Annotated in this window: 18 protein-coding genes; 6 read left to right on the forward strand and 12 right to left on the reverse strand. The window is 63.6% G+C overall.

Features of this window, described 5'->3' with window-relative positions; translation table 11 throughout:
* Positions 1-42 precede the first annotated feature (42 nt).
* On the forward strand, positions 43-1,380 hold the full coding sequence (locus tag WFP36_RS06515; RefSeq protein ID WP_336978970.1) for an MFS transporter: 1,338 nt from the start codon (positions 43-45) through the stop codon (positions 1,378-1,380).
* 2 nt (positions 1,381-1,382) lie between these two features.
* Here WFP36_RS06515 and WFP36_RS06520 read toward each other — a convergent pair whose 3' ends face one another.
* From WFP36_RS06520 to WFP36_RS06530, 3 genes are read right to left on the reverse strand one after another with little or no spacing between them, the layout of a single operon-like run.
* A complete protein-coding gene (locus WFP36_RS06520) occupies positions 1,383-2,171 on the reverse strand; it encodes an alpha/beta fold hydrolase (RefSeq protein ID WP_336978972.1) in 789 nt (262 codons plus the stop codon).
* Positions 2,168-3,385 (reverse strand): FAD-dependent oxidoreductase, encoded by a 1,218-nt coding sequence (locus tag WFP36_RS06525; protein WP_336978974.1) that lies wholly within the window; start codon positions 3,383-3,385, stop codon positions 2,168-2,170. The genes WFP36_RS06520 and WFP36_RS06525 overlap by 4 nt, the downstream gene beginning before the upstream one ends.
* The gene (locus WFP36_RS06530) at positions 3,378-4,667 is read right to left on the reverse strand and encodes an MFS transporter (RefSeq protein WP_336978975.1); all 1,290 of its coding nucleotides are present in this window, start codon (positions 4,665-4,667) and stop codon (positions 3,378-3,380) included. Before WFP36_RS06530 ends, WFP36_RS06525 begins: the two co-directional genes overlap by 8 nt.
* Positions 4,668-5,068: 401 nt before the next feature.
* Between WFP36_RS06530 and WFP36_RS06535 the strand changes: the two genes are divergently transcribed.
* Positions 5,069-7,561, forward strand: coding sequence for a TonB-dependent receptor (locus WFP36_RS06535; protein ID WP_336978977.1), 2,493 nt, complete (start codon positions 5,069-5,071; stop codon positions 7,559-7,561).
* A gap of 203 nt (positions 7,562-7,764) precedes the next feature.
* On the opposite strand, the gene WFP36_RS06540 is transcribed toward WFP36_RS06535, so the two are convergent.
* The gene (locus tag WFP36_RS06540; RefSeq protein WP_336978980.1) at positions 7,765-8,043 is read right to left on the reverse strand and encodes an integration host factor subunit beta; all 279 of its coding nucleotides are present in this window, start codon (positions 8,041-8,043) and stop codon (positions 7,765-7,767) included.
* Between the two features lie 151 nt (positions 8,044-8,194).
* Complete coding sequence (locus WFP36_RS06545) at positions 8,195-8,536, reverse strand: GntR family transcriptional regulator (protein WP_336978982.1); 342 nt, start codon at positions 8,534-8,536, stop codon at positions 8,195-8,197.
* A gap of 222 nt (positions 8,537-8,758) precedes the next feature.
* On the opposite strand from WFP36_RS06545, the gene WFP36_RS06550 reads away from it, so the two are divergent.
* From WFP36_RS06550 to WFP36_RS06565, 4 genes are read left to right on the forward strand one after another with little or no spacing between them, the layout of a single operon-like run.
* On the forward strand, positions 8,759-10,333 hold the full coding sequence (locus WFP36_RS06550; protein WP_336978984.1) for a peptide MFS transporter: 1,575 nt from the start codon (positions 8,759-8,761) through the stop codon (positions 10,331-10,333).
* A gap of 14 nt (positions 10,334-10,347) precedes the next feature.
* Entirely contained in the window at positions 10,348-11,757 is a 1,410-nt protein-coding gene (locus WFP36_RS06555) for an amidohydrolase (protein WP_336978986.1), read from the forward strand.
* On the forward strand, positions 11,754-13,043 hold the full coding sequence (locus tag WFP36_RS06560) for an amidohydrolase family protein (protein ID WP_336978987.1): 1,290 nt from the start codon (positions 11,754-11,756) through the stop codon (positions 13,041-13,043). Before WFP36_RS06555 ends, WFP36_RS06560 begins: the two co-directional genes overlap by 4 nt.
* Positions 13,044-13,070: 27 nt before the next feature.
* Entirely contained in the window at positions 13,071-13,757 is a 687-nt protein-coding gene (locus WFP36_RS06565) for an NnrU family protein (RefSeq protein WP_336978989.1), read from the forward strand.
* A gap of 6 nt (positions 13,758-13,763) precedes the next feature.
* Here the strand turns inward: WFP36_RS06565 and WFP36_RS06570 are convergent, their stop codons facing one another.
* From WFP36_RS06570 to rpe, 7 genes are all read right to left on the reverse strand, one after another.
* Positions 13,764-14,120: a hypothetical protein gene (locus tag WFP36_RS06570; protein ID WP_336978991.1), complete on the reverse strand. Its 357-nt coding sequence runs from the start codon at positions 14,118-14,120 to the stop codon at positions 13,764-13,766.
* 68 nt (positions 14,121-14,188) lie between these two features.
* Positions 14,189-16,111 carry a 1-deoxy-D-xylulose-5-phosphate synthase gene (gene dxs, locus WFP36_RS06575; RefSeq protein ID WP_336978993.1) on the reverse strand — a complete coding sequence of 641 codons (1,923 nt, stop codon included), beginning with the start codon at positions 16,109-16,111 and terminating at the stop codon, positions 14,189-14,191.
* A 95-nt stretch (positions 16,112-16,206) separates the two neighbouring features.
* On the reverse strand, positions 16,207-16,668 hold the full coding sequence (locus WFP36_RS06580; RefSeq protein ID WP_336978995.1) for a Fur family transcriptional regulator: 462 nt from the start codon (positions 16,666-16,668) through the stop codon (positions 16,207-16,209).
* Positions 16,669-16,718: 50 nt separating this feature from the next.
* Entirely contained in the window at positions 16,719-17,402 is a 684-nt protein-coding gene (gene msrA / locus WFP36_RS06585) for a peptide-methionine (S)-S-oxide reductase MsrA (RefSeq protein WP_336978998.1), read from the reverse strand.
* 323 nt (positions 17,403-17,725) lie between these two features.
* Positions 17,726-19,348, reverse strand: coding sequence for a bifunctional phosphoribosylaminoimidazolecarboxamide formyltransferase/IMP cyclohydrolase (gene purH, locus WFP36_RS06590; protein WP_336979000.1), 1,623 nt, complete (start codon positions 19,346-19,348; stop codon positions 17,726-17,728).
* Between the two features lie 5 nt (positions 19,349-19,353).
* A complete protein-coding gene (locus WFP36_RS06595) occupies positions 19,354-21,249 on the reverse strand; it encodes a heparinase II/III family protein (RefSeq protein ID WP_336979002.1) in 1,896 nt (631 codons plus the stop codon).
* Complete coding sequence (gene rpe, locus WFP36_RS06600) at positions 21,249-21,911, reverse strand: ribulose-phosphate 3-epimerase (RefSeq protein WP_336979005.1); 663 nt, start codon at positions 21,909-21,911, stop codon at positions 21,249-21,251. Before rpe ends, WFP36_RS06595 begins: the two co-directional genes overlap by 1 nt.
* Between the last annotated feature and the right edge of the window lie 262 nt (positions 21,912-22,173).

Here is a 22,173-nt window from a genome sequence, read left to right on the forward strand (position 1 = left end):
CGGCAGACCGCAACATAGCGGCAGGGTGAGGGGGAAGTCTTGGTGGCAAGCGAAACGCCGGTGCCCGTTTCGGTTTCCGTTTCCGATCCGCGCGAAGTGCTGGGCAACCGGGCCATGCAGCTGCCGCAATATGCGGTGATCGGCCTGTGCGTGCTGATCAACATGATCGACGGTTACGATATCCTTGCCCTCGCCCAGGCGGGTTCCGCCCTGAAGCGCGAATGGGCCATGGGCGATGCCGCGCTGGGCACGCTGCTGTCCATGAACCTGGTCGGCATGGCGATCGGCGCGCTGGGCGTATCGCCCGTGGCGGACCAGTGGGGGCGGCGTCCGGCGATCCTTTCCTGCCTGATCTTCATGAGCATTGGCATGGCGATTTCCGCCATGTCGCACGGCTTCTATTCCATGGCAGCTGGGCGCATCGTCACGGGCGTGGGCATTGGCGGGATGACCAGCACGGCGGGCATGCTGGCGCTGGAATATGCCAGTTTCAAGCGCCGCGAATTCGCATCGAGCTGCGTGGCCGCAGCCTATCCGGTCGGCACGATCCTGGGTGCGATGGTGGCGGTGGCAGTGCTGGATTCCTATGGCTGGCGCGGCATCTTCTGGGTCGGTTCGGCCCTCTCCGCACTGCTGCTTCCCATCGCATTCCTGTGGCTGGCGGAATCGCTCGACTATCTGCTCTCCCGCCAGCCGAGGAACGCAGTTGCCCGCACCAACAAAATGCTGCGCCGCATGGCCATTCCCGAGATTTCAGAACTGCCGCCCAAGCCCGAAGGCGCGCGTAGTGCAGTGCTGGCGGAAATCGTTCAGCCCTTTCATTTGAAGGAACTGGCCAGGCTGTTCCTCGCCCATGCGTTGAACATGTTCGCCTGGTATTTCATCATCAACTGGGGCCCGCCGTTGGTGGCGCAGGCCAATGCGTCCGACACGCTGGGCGCGCAATATTCGGCCTGGGTTTCCTATGGCGGGATAGTTGGCGGGATGACCACCGGCTTCCTGTGCGGCACCATCGGGGTGAAACGCATGATGTGGTTCACCATGCTGAGTCTTGCCGGGCTGATCGCTCTGTTCGGCCAGTCTACCGGCAATCCGCAGGCCCTGTGGCTGATCGCCCCCTTGGTGGGCGCAATGCTGTTCGGCTCTGCCACGGCAAACTGGCTGACCATCGCCTATGCCTTCCCGCCGCAATTGCGCGCCACCGGGCTGGGCTTTGCGACCACCGCCGGGCGGGTCGGATCGATCTTCGGGCCGATCGTGGGCGGATGGCTGCTGGGCGAAGGGCTGACCGTGGGCGCCGTCTGCGCCGCCATGGCCGTGCCCGCCGTGCTTTCCGCCCTGACCTTCAGCCGCGCCCGGCGGATGGAGCCGGGGCGCTAGGCTCACCCCAGCAGGAAGTCCTTTGCCGCCTTGCGGGCGGCCATGTTCTCGTCAAGCAGCAGGTGCGCCCCGCCGGGGATCACGGCCACTTGGGCATCGGGCAGCAAACCCTGCCATTCGGGAATGAAGCCGGGCGGCACGATCCGGTCATCCCCGCCCCACAACAGCAGCACCGGCCGATCGAAGCCCTTGAGCAATTCGCGCAATTTCGCATCGGTGACGGCAAGGTCTTCACGCGTGCGGAACGCTGCCTCACCCTCGCGCTGGCGTAGGGCCAGCCATTCCGGGCCGGGCTGCGCAGGCCAATAGGGTTCCAGCCATTCGCGGCTTTCCACGAACCAGCCGGGCAGTTCTTCGGGCGCGATCTGCGAGAAATCGGGAATGGCGGCCTTGTCGCTCTTCAACCCGGCGGGGGAAACCAGCACCAGCTTGTCGATCTCTTCCCAATGTTCCCCGGCATAGCGCGCGGCGAAATGGCCGCCCATGGACGCACCCATCAGGTGGAACGTCTCCAGACCCAACGCGGCGAAGAGCATTTCGTAATGCATCACATAATCGCCAATGCCGCTGAAATCGGCATCGCCGCTTTCGCCGAAATTGGGGTGGATCGGCAGGATCATGCGGAAGGAATCGGCGAAATCGCGGGCCCATTCGAAGCCGTGATAAGTGCCGCCACCGTGGAAATAGACGCAGGGTTCCCCCTCGCCGATTTCGTAGACCACGCTCTCCACCCCGTCGATGCGATAGACGGTGCGTTCGAACCCTTCGGTGCTGTAGGCAAACTCGCTCATGCGTCTTCCTGTATCGCGGGCGCGGGAACCGGCATCGGCTGGCCCTTCATCAGCTCGGCGAGCGAGGAAGCGCGGATCTCGGCTCCGCCCTTTTCCCCTTCCGCCAGCATCTGTTCCTTGTCCCTGGCCCGCTGCACCGGATCGCTCTCCGAAAGCAAGCGCTTGAAATTGGAAGACAGGGGAGAAGCGACTTCGAGGAACACCCGGCGCCGCTCCTGCGAATAGAAATCGAGCACGCCGCCAGCCGCCTTGCCATGGATCACCGCGCCCAGCACATCGCTCAGCGCATCGGCATCCAGCACCCCGCCGGTCAGCCCCAGCCCCCCGCAGGGATTGCAGGCATGGGCCGCATCGCCCGCCAGCAGCGCACGGCCCACGCGATAGGTGGGCGCGCTGCGCTGATGCACGCGATAGGGGGAGAAATTGTCGATCCGATAAGGGATGGACGGATCGGGCAGGATCGCCGCGAAACGCTCCGGCAGGCGTTCGAGGATGGATGCCTCATCCAGTTCCGCATCCTCGCCATAGGTCAGGCGCCACAAATTCTCTCGCCCCAGCCTGCCGACCACGGCCCAGTTCACCGGATCGACCACCATGTTGGCGTTGCAGAAGCCGTTTTCCAGAAACGGATATTCGATATTGGTCGCAACGAAGCGGTCGGGCCAGGTGATGCCTTCGAATTCCAGCCCCATCAGCCGCCGAATGGTGGAACGCGCGCCATCGGTGCCGATTACCCAATGGGCTGCCATCTGCTTCACGCCATCGTCCGTCTCGACCGTCAGGGTCACGGCATCGGCCGACTGGTCCATTGCCGTGACCTTGTGGCCCCACAGCACCTGCGTATGCGGCAGGCGGGCAAGGTGCTTCATCACCAGTTCGGCCAATACGTGCTGCCCGAAATGGAGATTGTGATCGTATTCCTGACCGGGATCGAGCGTCTCGCGCATGTCGGAGCTCATTTTTTCGCCGGTCGCCAGCCAGTGCATGCGAAACTCTGTGCTGGGCAGACCGATTTCATGCGCATCGTCGGCCACGCCCAGCTTGTTCAGGATCGAAAGCGTGGTGTGATAATAGACGGCCGCGCGGGGGGACGTGTTCACTTCCCTTTCCGCGTCGAGCACGGTCACCTCTATCCCCTGCCGGGCAAGCCCCAGCGCCGTAAGGAAGCCGACCGGGCCTGCGCCCACGATAATGACATTCTGCTTCTCAGGCATGGAGCGGACTCGCTTGAGCGCGGCGGGCAAGCACGCGCGGATTGGTTTCGGAAAGCAGCAGCGCGGTCAGCCCGCCCGCCAAGGCGAGCCCGGCCTGCAGCCACAGGGCCACGTCGAGGCTGAAGCTGTCGGCGAGCCACCCGGCCAGAATCGGGCCAAGCACACCGCCGGTCAGCTCGCCGATACCGACGACGAGCCCCATGGCGGTCGCGGCGCGGGCACCGCCCAGCGTCTCGGCTGGGACGACGCCCATGAAGAGCGGAAATATCCCCATGCCCATCCAGCCCAGGAACATCAGCGCCGTGAGCATGGCGGGCGTGCCCGGAACGAGCAGCAGTGCCAGCGGCGGCAGCGCCATCAGAAAACCCCCCAGGATCATCGGCGGCTTGCGTCCGATCCGGTCGGACAAGGCGGCCAGCACCACCGCGCCCACGCCGGGGCACAGGCCGACAACCGCCATCATCCACTTCCAGGTCGTGGGATCGATGGCACGCGGCCCGTCGAGATAGAGCGGCATGAAGATCGAGCCGACCACGGCCGAGCCCACCGCGAAACAGCTGAGGACGGAGCATAACAGCACATTGCGCTCCGCCAGCATGTGCCACGGCGAAAGCGAGGCATCGCGCGCCTTTGCCGCCGCCGGGGCGGCCGCACGGGGCGGTTCGGCCACGAAGCGCCAGATCAGCAGGGCCAGGATCAGCCCCGGCACGCCCGCCAGATAGAAGGCGACACGCCAGCCATAGGCCTCTGCCAGCCACACCAGCACGATCGGAGCCACTGCAGTACCCAGCAGCGACCCGAAGACATTCTGCACCATCCCGGCATTGAGCCCGCGCCGCCCCTCTGCCGAGGCCGCAGCCATGATCGCGAGACAGATCGGCAGGAACGGCCCTTCCGCAGCGCCCATCACCACGCGCGTGGCAAACAGCGTGCCGAAGTTCCAGGCGAGCCCCGACATCACCGAACAGAAGGAGAAGATCACCAGTGCCGCCAGGAGGAAGGGCTTGCGCGCGCCGATAGAGTCAGACCACCGCCCGACGAAATAGGCGCCCAGCGCCCATGTCACCGAAAGCCCCGATCCGAGAGCGCCGACCTCCGTATTGCTGAGCGAAAGGTCCTCGATCACGAAGGGACCGAGGAACGTCATCGCCATGCGGTCGAAATAGGCGAAGCCGAATGCCAGACCGAGCAAAAGCAACACGCGTAGCTCGTAAGCGAAGGAGTGGGGCGCCGCGTTGCCGCCTTCTGCGGAGGCCATCCCGTCCAGCATCAAACCCGACACGGGCGCCTCTTATACAAGCAATTTCGCATATTTAGCCTCTCCCGATGGGCTCTTTATCTTGTCTGCGGTTTACTTGCTTCACCCCGAAACGTCTTGCCCGGGAGCGAAACGTTCAATCCGGACTTAGTCAAATTTCGTCGTATTTCCGGGCTTTTCCAGTGTTGCCTCATAGTAACATCAAGTTCGCTTTCTGTATGTCGGTTGCGTTCTGGGCTCTTTGCGCCGCCTCTGTTCAGGGCTACTTGGCAGGAATGGGGAGGAAAATTGGGCGCCATGAATGCGCTCATCGGGAAGCCTCCCCACTGGGGTCTTTCGCGGACGCTCGGGCAACAGCCGGGGCCGCGCGGGATAATTGGTGAGAATTCGGGGCCGGTTCGGCTCCGGTTTGGGAGGATGTTTACATGAAGCTCAGGATTATGGGCGTCGTGTCTTCGCTGGCCATTGCGGCCAGCATGGCCACGCCGGCTTTTGCGCAAGATGAAGGGGAGGACACCAGCGCGGTTCGCCCCAACGAAATCATTGTGACCGCGGAATTCCGCGAGGCCAAGCTGCAGGATACGCCGATCGCGATCACGGCGGTCAACGCCGAGATGCTCGAAGCGCGCGGCCAGACCGACATTTCGCAGGTCGCGGCACAGGCACCGAACGTGTCACTGCGACCGCAGCCGCAGAACGGCGGCTCGGGCCTGATCGCCTTCATTCGCGGCGTCGGCCAGACCGACTTCAACTACGCGCTCGATCCGGGTGTCGGCGTCTATATCGACGACGTCTATATTCCCACCCTGTCGAGCTCGCTGCTCGAACTGATCGACCTCGATCGTGTTGAAATCCTGCGCGGTCCGCAAGGCACGCTGGCGGGCAAGAACGCGATTGGCGGCGCGATCAAACTGTTCAGCGCCAAGCCGAAAGGCGATGGTTCGGGTTCGCTGAAGGTCGAATACGGTTCGTATAACGAACTGAGCGTTCGCGGCATGGCCGATTTCGCCATTACCCCTAACCTGGCGATGCGCGTGTCGGGAATGTCCCGCGGGAACGACGGCTACGTCGCGATGCTCGACTATGGCCAGACGCATCCCACTTCGAACGTCAATGTCGGCAACAACTCTCGTGGATCCGGAAACGCCGATTACGCGTCCATGGGTGGCCAGAACATCATCGCCGGCCGCGCCGCACTGCGCTGGACGCCGGTCGACACTCTCGAAGTGAACATTTCGGGCGACTATACCCGCGAGAAGTCGGAAGCGATCCCGGTGGTTCTGCTGGCAGCGGGCGCAGCCAGCGGCAATTTCGATCCCACTTCGACCGGTCAGTCAGTCGACGGTAACGGAACACCGCTGCTGGTCGGCAAGAATGGCCAGCCTGTTCCTCTCGATTGCCGTTTTGTGCCCGCTGGGCCCTATAGCTGCGACACGGGGGGCAATCTCCAGGGCTACGATCCGCGGTTCGTCAGCTATTCGAACTTCATGGATGCGATGGACCCTTCGGTTCAGGCACCCTTCAAGCCCTATTTCGCGCTGCCGATCACCCAGTTCCAGGGTTGGGGCGTCCACGGCAACTTCACCTACGACATCAGCGACAATGTGCAGCTGGTCTATATCGGTTCGTACAGGGCCTACACTTCGAAATTCGGCCAGGACCAGGACGGCACGCCGGTCCCCATTGCACAGCTCGACAACCAGCTGGACCATCACGCGTTCAGTTCGGAAGTCCGGCTCAACTTCAGTGCGGGCGACGGTCTGGTTGAAGGCACTGTCGGCGGTTACTACCTCAATCAGGAAGGTACCTACACCGCCCGCGTCGATCTGAATTACGTCAATCCGACGATCGACTTCCTTCACGGCCCGGACTCCACCCCCAGCACCACGAAGGCGGTGTTCGGCACGGTGACGCTGCACCCGACCGACGCCATGAGCATCACCGGCGGCCTGCGCTACACGAAGGACAAGAAGGACTATACCTACTTCCGGCGCAATCCGGACGGTACCCTTCCCAACGGCTTCAACTGCTTTGTCGCGAACGGCCCCTATTCGGAGCCCAACTGCCTCCTCGCCGGCATTTACGACGTTACCGGCACCTTCGAGGGCGATCGCTGGGATTGGCGCATCGTTGGCGACTATCGTTTCTCGGAAGAGTTCCTCGCCTATGCCTCGGTCTCGACCGGCTTCAAGGGCGGCGGCGTAAATCCGCGTCCCTTCGTTGCCGACCAGGCGCTGGCGTTCAATCCGGAAACGCTCACTACCTATGAAGTCGGTTTCAAGGCGGACCTGTTCGATCGCAGGCTGCGTTTGAACGGCGCGGGCTTCATCAACAAGTACAACGACATCACTCTGGGCAAGCTGGTATGTCCGGAATCGTCGCTGCCTTCGCCGTGTCTGCGGCCCGACAACATCGGCTCCGCGGACGTGAAGGGCCTTGAACTCGAAGCCTCGATCTTCCCGGTCGACGGGCTCTCGATCGACGGCAGCTTCAGCTACCTCAACTTCAAATACACCAGCCCCACTACCGGGACGCCTCCGGTGCTGGTCGGAAGCTCGATTCCGGCTGACGGGATTACTCCCTACACGCCTGAAGTGTCCTACTCGATCGGCATCCAGTATGACCATGAAACCGATGTCGGCACATTCGGCATTCGTTTCGATGGCTCCTATCAGGGCAAGCTGTTCACCACTGCCGAAAATACGTCCTGGTCGGAAATTCCCGGGCGTTTCATCGGCAATGGCCGTCTTTCCTGGACGGACAAGGATAGCGACTGGAAGGTTTCGCTGGAGGTCCAGAACCTGTTCGACAAGTACTACTTCCAGTCGGTCAGCGATGCGACGACGTCGCTCGGGATCGTCTCCGGCGTCCCCGGCAAACCGCGGACCTGGTCGGTTTCCGTCGAACGCAAATTCTGATCCCGCTCCCCGCGCAGGCGGGGACGGACGGACAGGGGCGCGGGTCCACAAGGGCCCGCGCCCTTTCTTTTGTCGCCACGTTCCGGGGCTTCAGACCAAGCCAGGGACAAGGCTTCAGACACAGCCCCGGCCCCTTCCGCAAGCGGAAGAGGCCCGGCAATCCGGATGGGATGCAGCTGGAGGAAGACTAGGGTAGCGGCGGCCTATTTGTTCAGGCGTTCGCGGATTTCCTTGCCCGGCTTGAAATAGGGCACGCGCTTGGACGGGACACTAACCGCGTCCCCGCTGCGCGGATTACGGCCGGTGCGGGCTTCGCGCTGTCTGGTAGAAAAGGCACCGAAGCCGCGCAGTTCCACTCGGCCGCCTTCCGCGAGCCGCTGGGCAATCTCGTCGAAGAAAATATCGACGACCTGTTCGATCTCGTCAGCGCGCAGCTCGGGATTGTCCTTCGCCAGTGCCTGCAGCAATTCGGATCTGATCATCGTTCCAACCCCCTGGGGCATGGCGATTCATGCGCCAATGGGCAAAACTGCCAGAGGCCGCCCCTTGTTGCAATGAGTTAGGTCAAATCCCGGATATGGCGGGCAGGAATGGGACAATTCGATCGGGAAACCTTCCCGATCCCGCCTCCGCTCATGCGCTGTTGAGCAAATCCGCAGTGGCGATCCCCAGACGCTGCATCCTCGCCCTGATTTCGGGCCATTCCTGCGCGAGAAACGCCTCGCGCTCGGCCCGGCGCAACTTCTCCGCCGCGCCTGCCACCACGAACATGCCGACGCCGCGTTGCACTTCCACCAGCCCGTCGATCTGGAACTGCTGATAGGCCTTGGCCACGGTGAGCGGATTGGCGCCCTGCTCGGCCGCGAAGGCACGCACGGATGGCAGCATGTCGCCCTCGGCATAGCGCCCCTCTATGATCGCCGCAGCGATCAGATCGCGCAGCTTCAGATAGACGGGACGATTGGCTTGCGACATGGTCGATCCTGATGGCTGGTCCTGCGATTTCCGCCCGAGAGCGCGAGGTGCATCAGTGCCATAATACAGCGGGGCAGGTCAAGACGCGCGCGGGTGTGGCGGTCGCAATTCGGTTACGAATGCAACAAGCCCGCTTCACAAGCCAGCCTTTTCCGGTAGGGTAACCCATTCGCCAGACCGGGCCTGCCCGGCAGACGCATAATAAATGGGGACCAAGCGCCGATGGCCAGCCAATATGCGGAAAGCGGAGATGCCCGCGGAACCTTCCTGGGGCATCCCAAGGGGCTTTTCGTCCTGTTCTTCGCCGAAATGTGGGAGCGTTTTTCCTATTACGGGATGCGCGCCCTGCTCATCTTCTACCTGACACAGCACTGGTTGTTCTCGGACGGTGAATCCGGCGTGATCTACGGCGCCTATACGGCGCTGGTCTACATCACCCCCGTGCTGGGCGGGTATCTGGCCGATCGCTATCTGGGCCAGCGCAAGGCCGTCGCCTATGGCGCCGTGCTGCTGACTTTCGGCCACTTCCTGATGGGCTTCGAAGGGGACGGCGGACAGGATGCGGCCAGCCTCAGCCTCTTCTGGCTGGCGCTGTCTTTTATCATCGTGGGCTCAGGCTTCCTGAAGGCCAATATCTCGGTGATTGTCGGGCAGCTCTATCCCCGCACCGACGTGCGGCGCGACGGCGCCTATACGATCTTCTATGTCGGCATCAATCTGGGCGCCGCGCTCGGCTCGCTGCTGTGCGGCTATCTGGGCCAAACCTATGGCTGGAGCTACGGCTTCGGCGCGGCGGGCGTCGGCATGCTGCTGGGCCTGATCGTGTTCACTGTGTTCAAGCCGCTGCTGCTGGGCCGGGGCGAGCCGCCCGCGCCCCTGGCCAAACCGCGCGAATGGTCGATCTACGCCATCGGCGTCGCCTCGGTCGCGGTGATCTGGCTCCTGATCCAGTATCAGGATCTCGTCGGCTGGCTGCTGATGATCGCCGGTGCGATCCTGGTCGGCTATGTCCTGCTCACCGCGGTGATCAAGCTCACCCCGCATGAGCGCGACCGGATTTTCGCCGCTATGTTCCTGATCATCGGCTCGATCCTGTTCTGGGCGCTGTTCGAACAGGCCGGCTCCAGCCTCAACCTCTATACGGACCGCTATGTGGACCGCTGGGGCGTGCCGGCATCGATGTTCCAGTCGATCAACGCGATCTACATCGTGCTGCTCGGCCCGCTTTTCGCCGCCCTGTGGACCTGGCTGGGCCGCCACAAGCTGGAGCCTTCCACTCCCGCCAAGTTCGGCCTCGCCATGATCCAGCTCGGCGCGGGCTTCCTGGTGCTGGTGGCAGGCGCGGCACTGGGCGGAGACGGCGCGAAGACGGCGGTGCTGTTCATCTTCCTGATCTACCTGCTCCACACCACGGGCGAGCTGTGCCTCTCCCCGGTCGGGCTTTCGGCCATGAACCGGCTCGCTCCGGCCCATATGGCCAGCCTGATCATGGGCACCTGGTTCTTCGCCTCGGCCACCGGCAATTTCGCCGCCGGGCTGATCGCGGCCGCCACTGGTTCGGAAAGGGCCAGCGGCGAAGGCGCAGGTCAGCAGGTGGTGCTCGATGTCTATAGCCAGATCGGCTGGATCGCGGTTGCCGTGGGTATCGGCGTATTGGTCGTGAGCCCGCTGGTGAAGAAGCTGATGCATCTCGACACGCTGAGCGACGACAATGTCGGCGACGATCTGCTGGGCGAAGCGCAAGCCGGCGAAGCCGAGGCAGCGGGTATCCACCCGGCCACGAAGCAACCGAACTGAGGCGGAGCCAAGCGATGGGATTGAGCAAGGCGGTAATCGGCGCAGCTTTGGTAGGGGCGCTGGCACTGGGCGCATGCACAGGCAACAAAGGCGCAGTAAAGAGCGCAAACGCCGCTCCCCCTCCTGCCAAGGCCGAAGCGAAGAAAGACGACGCCAAGGACCAGCCCTACCCCTCGACCTATCGCCCCTATCCCGGCACGCCAACCGCGCTGGTGGGCGCCACGATCTATGACGGCAAGGGCGGCCGGATCGACAAGGGCACGGTGCTGTTTTCGGAAGGCAAGGTCGTCGCGGTAGGCAATGCCTCGCTCACCATTCCCGAGGGTTATTCCCGCATTGACGGGACGGGTAAGTTCGTCACCCCTGGCGTGATCGACATCCATTCCCATCTGGGCGACTATCCTTCCCCCGCCGTTGCCTCTCACGAAGACGGCAATGAGATGACCGATCCGGCCACCCCGCAGGTCTGGGCCGAACACAGCGTATGGCCGCAGGATCCGGGCTTTACTCGCGCATTGGCCAATGGCGGGGTGACCGCGCTGCAGATCCTGCCGGGCTCGGGCAATCTGATGGGCGGGCGCTCCGTCACGCTCAAGAACGTGCCCAGCCGCACGGTGCAGGGGATGAAATTCCCCGGTGCGCCTTACAGCCTCAAGATGGCCTGCGGGGAAAACCCCAAGCGCGTCTATGGCAGCCAGGGCCGCTCGCCGATGACGCGGATGGGCAATTTCGCGGTCAACCGGAAGACCTGGTTCGAGGCAAAGAAATATGCCGAGGGCGACCGCAAGGAACGCAACCTTGCGATGGAGACACTTGCCGGAGTGCTGGATGGCGACATCCTCGTCCAGAACCATTGCTATCGCGCGGACGAGATGGCCCTTGTCCTCGATATGGCCAAGGAGATGGGCTACAAGGTCACGGCCTTCCACCACGCGGTGGAAAGCTACAAGATCGCGGACCTCCTGCGGCAGGCCAATGTCTGCTCCGCCGTGTGGGCCGATTGGTACGGCTTCAAGATGGAAGCCTATGATGCAATCCCGGAAAATGCCGCGCTGATCCAGCAGGCGGGGGCCTGTGTCATCATCCATTCCGATGACGAGAACGGCATCCAGCGTCTCAATCAGGAAGCCGCCAAGGCGCAGGCCGCAGGCAGGCGCATCGGCATCGACATTCCAGACGCACAGGTCGTCGGCTGGTTCACGCTCAATCCCGCCAAGGCCATGGGCATCGACAAGGTGACCGGCAGTCTCGAAAGCGGCAAGATGGCCGATGTGGTGCTGTGGAACGGCAATCCGCTATCGGTCTATTCGCGGCCCGAAAAGGTCTGGGTCGACGGCGCGCTGATGTTCGACGCGCTCGATCCCCAGCGCCGCCCGGTGAGCGATTTCGAACTGGGCCAGCCCGGTGAAGGAGACGTGAAATGACGCGCCTTCCCACCCTTCTGGCCGCCGCAGCCGCATTTGCGATGGCAGCCCCAGCCGCCGCGCAGGATTTCGCCATCACACACGCCACCGTCGCGCTGGGCGACGGGAGCGAGCCGATCCCCGATGCCACCTTGGTGGTGCGTGGAGGCAAGGTGGCGGCCGTGGGCAAGGACATCGCCGTGCCACAGGGCGTCGAGCAGATCGACGGCACCGGCAAATGGGTGACGCCCGGCCTGTTCTCGGCCCTCACCGACCTCGGCCTGTACGATGTCGATGCGGTGGATCAGAGCCGCGACATCAGCGCCGACAGATCGGTGTTCAGTGCCGCACTGGACATTGCCCCGGTGGTCAACCCACTGGCGCAGAACATCAAGGTCAGCCGTGCGGGCGGGGTGACGCGGGCCAGCGTATTCCCCCGTTCCGGCAATGCGATCTTCGCCGGGCAGGGCGCGGTGATAGACCTCGGCGCGGACAGCGAACCAGTGGTGAAGCCGCGTGCCTTCCAATATGTCGAGCTTGGCGAAGGCGGTGGCGGGCTGGCCGGAGGCAGCCGCACAGCCGCTCATGTCACGTTCCGCAATGCCCTTGCCGAAGCACAGGATCTTGCCGGGCGCAACGGCAGGAACGACGATGCGCTGCTCAACCGGCCCGATGCGGCGGCGTTGATCCCCATAGTGGAAGGTCGCCAACCGCTTTACGTCCATGTCGAGCGCGCCGCCGATATTCTGGCAGTGCTGAAGCTGCGGCAGGATTTCCCGAAGCTCGATCTCGTCCTTGCCGGGGCGAGCGAAGGCTGGATGGTAGCCAAGGAAATCGCGGCGGCGAAAGTACCGGTAATCGCCAATGCCCTGAACGACCTGCCCGCCCAGTTCGAACAATTGGCCGCGACCCAGTCCAATGTCGGCCGCATGCATGCTGCCGGGGTGAAAGTGGCTATCGGCCGCTTCTTCGACATGAACCAGCCGCGCTATGCCCCGCAGCAGGCGGGCAATCTGGTGGCGCTGACAAAGCTGCCCGGCGCCAGCGGACTGAGCTGGGGCCAGGCATTCGCCGCGATCAGTTCCGTCCCGGCCGAGATCAGCGGTATGCCCGGTATGGGCGTGCTGAAGCCCGGCGCGACAGGCGATGTGGTGATCTGGGACGGCGACCCGCTGGAACTCAATTCCGCCCCGATGCGCGTATTCGTGGACGGGGTGGAACAGCCGCTGGAAAGCCACCAGACCAAGCTGCGCGACCGTTATCGGACACCGCAGGAAGGCGCCTTGCCCAAGGCTTACGATTGGTGAGATGATCGCCGGCGAGGGAGGTACCCGATGGACCCGTCGCTCGTTTCGCTGATTGCCGCTTCGACTGCCTTTACGGGCGGGCATTTCGTGCTGTCTCACCCGCTTCGCGCGCCGCTGGTGCGTGTACTGGGTGAAAAGCCGTTCCTTGGCCTCTATTCGCTGGTCGCCTTCGCCAGCCTGATCTGGATGGTGCTGGCCTTTCGCGCCGCGCCTCCGGGCAGTGGCGGACTGAGCGGAATGGCGGGCGATGTTTCCTGGATATTGGCGAGCCTGCTCACTCTGGCAGCGCTGGTCCTGCTGTTCGGCTCGTTTCGCGGCAATCCGGCCATGCCCGAGACGCCCATGGAGAAGATCGCGGCGGCCAGCCCGACCGGCGTCTTCGCGGTAACGCGCCATCCGATGATGTGGGGCATCGCGCTGTGGGCCATTGCCCATATCCTGATCGGCTGGAGCGCGCGCACTGCCATCGTCGCCACTGCCATCCTGATCCTTGCACTGGTCGGCAGCCATTTGCAGGACCGCAAAAAGGCCGAACTGCTGGGCACTGCCTGGGAGCAATGGGAAGCCCGCACGAGCTTCTGGCCGCGCTGGGGCAAGCTGGCTTCGGTCGGCCTGCCCCTATGGCTGATCGCGCTGGTCCTGTGGTTGGCAGCGACTTACGGCCATATCCACGCTGCCGGGGTTCCGGCTGGAATCTGGCGTTGGGTGGGGTAGGAAAGCCTAATGACACCTCTCGCTTAAACCCATGTCCAACCACTTACCATAGTTGCGTAGAGTTACCGGCCAACCTTCCGGCCAAGCGGGAAGATCCTTTTCGTCAAAGCCCCGGCGCCTCGCAAACTCGGCAGGCCAGTCCATGCTCCAATCATCGCCATCAATTGGCAGATCGCGGACAAGATCGTCTTCTGGGTGCGGAGCCAAACGAGGCTCCAGATAAAACGATGCGGATTCCCACAAAAACTCGGCAGTAATACGGCTTACATCAGGCGCCATCAGCAAAAGAAATTGATCGCGATTAGGATTCGTTCTGCGAGACAAAGTTCGCGCGGCCTGTTTACGGGTATTGCGTACCGCCATAGTCACCCAAACCGCGAGGCAAATGCCCACAAAAGCTGTAGGCGCAAGCCATTCGGGCAAGTTGCCAATCAGGCCCGCGCCTCTTCCACGCCGGCCGAATTGTGCCGCAGCGCCTTCAGCACCGTATCGACGATCCCGCTCGCGTTCAGCCCGGCTTCGTCATACTGCTTCTCCGGCGCGTCCTGATCCTGGAAGATGTCCGGCAGGCGCAGGGTGCGGATTTTCAGGCCGCTATCGGTCAGCCCTTCGTCGCTGGCCATGGTCAGCACATGGGCGCCGAGGCCGCCGATGGAGCCTTCCTCCATCGTTAACACCACTTCATGCGTGGCGATCAGGCGGCGGATCAGCTCGCTGTCCAGCGGCTTGGCGAAGCGCAGATCGGCCACCGTGGTGGAAAGGCCCTTGGCCTCCAACTGGTCGGCCGCCTTGAGCGCTTCGGCAAGGCGAGTGCCGAGCGAGAGCAGGGCGATCTTGGTCCCTTCGCGCACCACGCGGCCCTTGCCGATTTCGAGCATCTGCGGAACTTCGGGCAGCGGCACGCCAACGCCATTGCCGCGCGGATAACGGAAGGCGATGGGGCCATCGTCATAGTAGGCGGCCGTGTGCGTCATGTGAACCAATTCCGCCTCATCAGCGGCGGCCATCACCACGAAATTGGGCAAGCTGGCGAGATAGGTCACATCGAAGCTGCCCGCATGGGTCGCTCCGTCGGCACCGACCAGACCCGCACGGTCAATGGCAAAGCGCACCGGCAGGTTCTGGATCGCCACATCGTGCACCACCTGATCGTAGGCGCGCTGCAGGAAGGTGGAATAGATCGCACAGAAAGGCTTCATGCCCTGCGCGGCAAGCCCGGCGGCAAAGGTAACCGCGTGCTGTTCGGCAATGCCGACATCGAACGTGCGATCCGGATAGGCCTCGGCGAACTTGTCGAGCCCGGTGCCCGACGGCATGGCCGCCGTGATCGCGCAAATGCGGTCATCCTGCGCCGCTTCGGCCATCAGCGCATTGGCAAAAACGCCGGTGTAGCTAGGCGGGCCGCCCGCGCTCTTCTTCTGTTCGCCGGTGATGACATCGAACTTCTGGACGCCGTGATATTTGTCGGCGCTCTGTTCGGCGGGGCCATAGCCCTTGCCCTTCTGCGTCACGACATGGATCAGGCACGGCCCCTCCGCCGCATCGCGGACATTCTCCAGCACCGGCACCAGCTGGTCCAGATCGTGCCCGTCGATGGGGCCGACGTAATAGAAGCCCAGTTCCTCGAACAAGGTGCCGCCCATGGCCATGCCGCGTGCGAATTCGTCCGTCTTCTTCGCCGCGCGATGCAGCGGGGCGGGTAGGCGACGGGCGAATTTCTTCGCCAGATCGCGCAGGCCGAGGAATTGCGCGCTGGAAACCAGCCGCGCGAGATAGCCCGAAAGCCCGCCCACCGGCGGCGCAATCGACATGTCGTTGTCATTGAGGATCACCACCAGCCGATTGCCGGCGGCTTCCGCATTATTCATCGCCTCATAGGCCATGCCCGCGCTCATCGCGCCGTCACCGATCACCGCGATGGCCTTGCCCGGCGTACCCGCCAGCTTGTTGGCGATGGCGAAGCCGAGGCCCGCCGAAATCGAGGTGGAGGAATGCGCGGCGCCGAACGGATCGTATTCGCTTTCGCTGCGCTTGGTGAAGCCCGACAGCCCGCCGCCCTGACGCAGGGTGCGGATACGGTCGCGCCGGCCAGTGATGATCTTGTGCGGATAGGCTTGGTGGCCCACGTCCCAGATCAGCCGGTCATCCGGCGTGTTGAACACGTAATGGATCGCCACGGTCAATTCGACCACACCGAGGCCGGAACCCAGATGCCCTCCGGTGGAGCCCACCGCAGAGATCATTTCCTGCCGCAGTTCATCCGCCAGTTGGCGCAGCTGCCCCGGCTTGAGCTGGCGCAGGTCTGCAGGAATATCGACCGTATCGAGCAACGGCGTGGCGGGAGGATTGGACATCGGCCCCTGTTACCCCAAGGTCAAAGCAGTGTCGAACGCTAGGTGAGTGTTACGCACTATGGTGCAATTTCTTGCAGAATGTTGCGGCAGGCCGCTCAGGCCGCGCAGCTATCGCACAGGCCGCGCAATTCCACGACCGGGCGGACATCGGCAAAGCCGTTCTTCTGCCCGGCATCGCGCAAGCTGCCGGTGATTCTGTCATCGTCGAAATGAGTGGCCTGGCCGCATTTGTCGCAGATCAGGAAGATGCAATCGTGGCGGCAACCGGGATGGGTATTGACCAGATAGGCATTGGCGCTTTCGATCCGGTTGGCGAGATTGGTGCGCACGAACAGGTCCAGAATGCGATAGACGCTGTTGGCCGCCACGCGCTTGCCGCGGCTGGCGGAAAGGCTTTCGGCAATGTCATAGGCCGATGCTGGCTTCTCATAGGCGGCCAGCGCCTCGAACACATCCGCGCGCATGTCGGTCCACTGCTCGCCCGCGTCCGTGAGGGCGGAACGCGCGGCGTTCACCAGCTTGTCGCCCGAATGTTCGTGATGATGATGCCCGGCCATACGGGAGATATAGGGATTGCAGGCCCGGCCCGCAATCTTGCCGCTTCTGATCAGCCGGCCTTGAAAGTGGCGCTATATTGGTTGGGGAACAATTTCTTCAGCGCCGCGACCTTCGGCTTGTCCCACCGGACGATGTAACCCTGGTTGGGATTCTTCTTCATGAAGTCCTGATGGTACTGCTCGGCCGGGTAGAAGACCTTGTAGGCCTCGATCTTCGTGACGATGGGGGACTTCCACACGCCAGATTTGCCCATCTGCGCCAGATAGGCCTTGGCGACCTTTGTCTGCTCCGCATTCAGGGGCACCAGCGCGCTGCGATATTGCGTGCCTTGATCGGGGCCCTGGTAATTGAGGGTAGTGGGATCGGCGCCTACCGAGAAAAAGATGCGCAGCAACTGATCGTAACGGACGACCTTGGGGTCGTATGTCACTTTCACCGCTTCGGCATGGCCCGTCTTGCCATCGCTCACCGTGCTGTAAACTGCGTCAGCCTTGCTGCCGCCGTGATAGCCCGAGACGGCACTGGACACGCCTTTCGTGTGACTGAACACTGCCTCGATGCCCCAGAAGCAGCCGCCGGCAAAGATCGCGGCCTGCATTCCGCTTTCCTGTGCCGCGAGCTTAGCGGCGGGGGCCAGCACCACGTCTTCCGCGAAGGCGGGCTGAGTGCAGGCTGCGGAAAGGAACAGCGATGCTGCGAAAAGGAGCGTTCTGCTGGGTGTCTTCCGGTTCATCACGCTATCAGGGTCTGGGTTGCGATTGCGATCGCGACAGCAAGACCCCCAAGGCCAAAGCCGATGGCGAAGGAACGGTAAAGGTCGGCAGTGAAAAGGCCCATGAGGGGTAACTTTCAGCTCTTCGCGATCTTCGGATCGCCTTTGTCTAACGCAAAACCATTGCCCGGGCGTGAACGGCCTCGGGTGCGAAAGGACAGCTGAAAGCCGCCCCGTCGCATTGACGACGGAGCGCGAGTTCGGTTCCCGACAGGGCCGGTTCAAGGGCTGAATCCGCGAATCGAGCGGATTCAGCGACGAATGACAGGGCTGTGCCTGCCGGATCAGTGCCTGAAGTGGCGCATTCCGGTGAATACCATGGCGAGGCCAGCCTCATCGGCCGCAGCAATCACCTTGTCGTCACCCATGGCACCGCCGGGCTGGATCACGGCTGTCGCGCCCGCTTCGGCAGCGGCCAGCAGGCCGTCGGGGAAGGGGAAGAACGCATCCGATGCCACGGCGCTGCCCACGGTGCGGGGCTGCGGCCAACCGGCCTCCTCCGCCGCTTCACGCGCACGGATTGCGGCGATGCGGGAGGAATCGCGCCGGTTCATCTGGCCCGCGCCGATGCCCGCCGTCACGCCGTCCTTGGCATAGACGATGGCATTGGACTTCACATGCTTGGCCACCGTCCAGGCGAACAGGCAATCCTTCAATTCCTGCTCGGTCGGCGCGCGCTTCGTCACGACCTTCAAGTCGGACAGCTTGATCTCGCCATTGTCTCGGCTCTGGACCAGCAGGCCGCCCGCAATGGTCTTGAGCGTGAGGCCGGGGCGGGCCGGATCGGGCAGTTCGCCCGTCAGCAGCAGGCGCAGGTTCTTCTTCTGGGCGAAGATCGCGCGGGCAGCATCGTCCGCACCGGGGGCGATCACCACTTCCGTGAAGATCGAGGTGATGGCTTCCGCCGTCGGCCCGTCGAGCGGGCGATTGACTGCCACGATGCCGCCAAATGCCGAAATCCGGTCACAATCGAAGGCGGCATTATAGGCTTCGAGCAGGCTACCCGCCTGCGCCACGCCGCACGGATTGGCATGCTTGACGATCACGACTGCCGGATCGCCACCCCGGAACTCGCTCACCAGTTCCAGCGCGGCGTCGGCATCGTTGAAATTGTTGTAGGACAGTTCCTTGCCCTGCAACTGCTCGGCCTGGGCAATGCCCTTCACATTGGTCGCCTGCGGGAGATAGACCGCCGCGATCTGGTGCGGATTTTCGCCATACCGCAGCTCCGCCTCGCGCTTGAACGCCAGCGGCAAGGCTGCGGGGAACGGCGTGGCCTTGAGCGCTTCGGCACCCAGCGGGTTGGACCATGCGTCGCCAAAGGCGAACCAGTTGGCGATCGCCGCATCGTAGGAAGCGGTGCGCGCATAGGCCTTGCCCGCCATGCGGATGCGGAACGCCAGCGAGGTGCCGCCGCCCGTGGCGTCCATTTCCGCGATCACTTCGGCATAGTCGGCCGGATCGGTGAGAATGGTGACGAAGCCATGGTTCTTCGCGGCCGAGCGGACCATGGAAGGTCCGCCAATGTCGATATTCTCGATCACCTCTTCACGCTCGGCGCCGCGCGCCACGGTCGCTTCGAAGGGATAGAGATTGACGACCACCAGGTCGATCGCGCCGATTTCATGCTCGACCATCGCGGCGACGTGCTCGGCATTGTCACGCACGGCCAGCAGCCCGCCATGGACCTTGGGATGCAGGGTCTTCACCCGGCCATCCATCATTTCGGGAAAGCCGGTCAGCTCCGAAATGTCCATCACCGCAAGGCCCGCCTCGCGCAGGGCCTTGGCCGTGCCGCCGGTGGAGACCAGTTCCACGCCATGCCGCGCCAGTGCCTGGCCCAGTTCCACCAAACCGCCCTTGTCGGACACTGACAGCAGCGCCCGCTTGATTGTTACGTTGCTCACCGGATTCATCCCATTCGCTTGAGCAGCCAGGAGAAGCTTCCCCCGCCGCGCGACACCATTCCCTGCAACACCAGTTGCTGGATCGCCTGCGGCCGTCCGCCGCCATCGACCCACAAGCTCTCCTCGACTGCCAGCTCGCCTTCTTCCAGCGCGCCGGCGCCGGCAAGGAACTGCCAGTAGCTTCCATCCGGAAGGGCGAGCCCCGCGCCAGTGCCGGTTTCCGACAGACGCAGTTCTACACCCGGCCCGACATGGAAGCGAATCGCGAAGGGCACCTTGCCGCGCTTGCCCTTGCGGCCGACGGGAAGCAACAAATCTTCCCCGCGCAGTTCGGTGCCATCGTCCCGCAGGATCAGGATGCGGCGGTGAATCAGGCCATAGCGCTGGGCATAGCCATCATGGCTCGCCTCGATCCGCGTGGCCGCACCGCCCTTCTCGTCCTGCATCATCCGCCGGTCGAGTTCTACTTCGTTGACGCCGGAACCGATCTTGCCGCTGATCAGCACGGCGGTGGAATTCACATCGTCCAGCACCAGCGTGGAATGGGCTGCCGTGGCGCGCAGACCGCTTTCGATCCGCACCGGCACCTGCCCGCCGGCAAAGGCCGCACCGCCACAATTGACGATGATCCGCTGTCCGCGATCCGAAAGCTCGAACGCCAGGGTGGAAGCACAACCGCTGCGCGTGTGGCGAGCGAGCGGCGGCGGGGCGGCATCCATCTGCAGCACCGCCTTGCCGGCAGTCACTCGCTGATAGCCCCACTGGCGCGCATCCTTGAGCGGACGGGTGCGCACGCCGCTTGCCTCGATCAATCCGGCCAGCACATCCGCGGAGACTGCGCCTGCGCCCTGCCAGTTGCCCAGCGAGCCGTCCCCATGGGTCAGCGAAAGCAGCGGCGGCACCAGCAGATGCAGCATGGCGTCCACTGCCTCGGGCGGATCGCGGCGCGTGGCGCGGTAGCAGGCAGTCAGATCGACCAGCAGTCCGATTGCCTCCATCTGCGCCAGCGGACTGCGCGAAAGCACGCCGCCATCGTCGCCCACCAGTTCGCCCAGTGCCTTGATCAGGCCCGCCTCGCCATACAGGCGGCGCGGCTTGCCATCGGGCAACAGCAGCCCGGCGGCGACAATCGCGCACCAACCGGCGGTTTCGGCCAGCCGGTCTTCCGCGCGCAGCACGGCCCGGTCGAGCCAGCGCGCCGTCTCGTTCATCGCCGCCAGCATCCGGCCGCGCAAAGCCTTGTCCGTGCCCGACAGCACCAGCGGGGCATGGACCAGCCAGTTCAGCAGCCTGTGCCCGGCGTTGCCCACGCTCCACGCCGCGCCCTTGCCGGGATGCGCATTGGCATCGAGCCAGGCAGCAGCGATCCGTTCCGCCGTGGGAGCGCATTGTTCGCGCGGGGCGCTGGATGAAAGGTCTCTCAGCCAGTCGAAGCCATGGATCGTCCGCTCAAACGGCGGGGTAAGCCGCGCGGCGGGCGTGAAGTCCATCTGCCCGATCGGAGCCTTCAGCCCGTGGATCAGGAAATGCCCGGCCCGAAGCGCAACCCCGGCCACACGGTCGCCCGGCAGCGGACTTTCGACAGTGGCAAGCAGGCGCGGCTTGGCGGGCTTGCGGAAGGGCGAAACGATGGCAGAGCCAGGAACGCCCATGCGATAGGCGAGGCGGATCAGCTTCTCGCCCGCGCTCAGCGCAGGTGGCTGGATATCGCTGAGGACAAGCGAACGGCCGGGCTCGATCAGTTCGCTGGCGGGAATGTCATACATGCCGTCATCGGACGGGGCGTGAGTGGCGAGCGGTTCCGCACCGGGTGTGGAAAGCGGCACGGCCATGTTAGAATCCTGCGACGCAGCGGGGTCGCCATCAAGCGCGAGACGCGGTTGGCTGGCGACCTGCTCCATCACCCGCCTCCCTTGAGGGCGGCAATGTTGGCGGCATATCGATCGGGCCCGCCCTTGAAGGTAGCCGATCCCGCCACCAGCACATCGGCCCCGGCATCGACGCACAGGCGGGCCGTTTCCTCGTTCACCCCGCCATCGACTTCGAGATGAACCTGAAGCCCCATCTGGTCGATCCGCTTGCGGATCGCCTCGATCTTCTTGAGCTGGCTGTGAATGAAGCTCTGCCCGCCGAAACCGGGATTGACGCTCATCACCAGGACGAGGTCGATATCCTCCAGCAGGTAATCGAGCATCTTGGCCGGCGTGCCGGGATTGAGCGAGATGCCCGCTTTCTTGCCCAGCGCCTTGATCGCCTGCACCGTGCGATGGATGTGGGGACCCGCCTCGGGATGGACCGTGATGATATCGGCCCCGGCATCGGCGAATTCCTGCAGCCAGTTATCGACCGGAGAGACCATCAGATGCACGTCGAACGGCTTGGTCGTGTGCGGACGCAGCGCCTTCACCACTGCCGGGCCGATGGTGAGATTGGGCACATAATGCCCGTCCATCACGTCGACATGAATCCAGTCGGCACCGGCTGCGTCGATCGCGCGCACTTCTTCGCCAAGCCGGGAAAAGTCGGCCGAGAGGATCGAGGGCGAGATCAGCGGAGCGCTCATACTGCCCAATGGCCCTATCTACCACTGGTAGGGGCGACAAGCGGGGCTTGCCTCATTTTCCACACAGAATCTTGTTTTATCGCCAGTCCGAATCAAATTGGCGACAGGACGGTGCCTTGCAGCGGCCTGATCGGACAATTCAGAGGCCGTTAAAGGAGGCGGGGGCAAAAATCCCCGACGAACAGGGTTCGCATCTCGACAAAGGGCGCAATGGCGATGGCTTCGGCTTTTGCCAGTCGGCCCTGTGAAATTGAAACCGCAA

The sequence above is a fragment of the Fulverythrobacter fulvus genome (genome assembly GCF_037154085.1).
Taxonomy (GTDB): domain Bacteria; phylum Pseudomonadota; class Alphaproteobacteria; order Sphingomonadales; family Sphingomonadaceae; genus Andeanibacterium; species Andeanibacterium fulvum.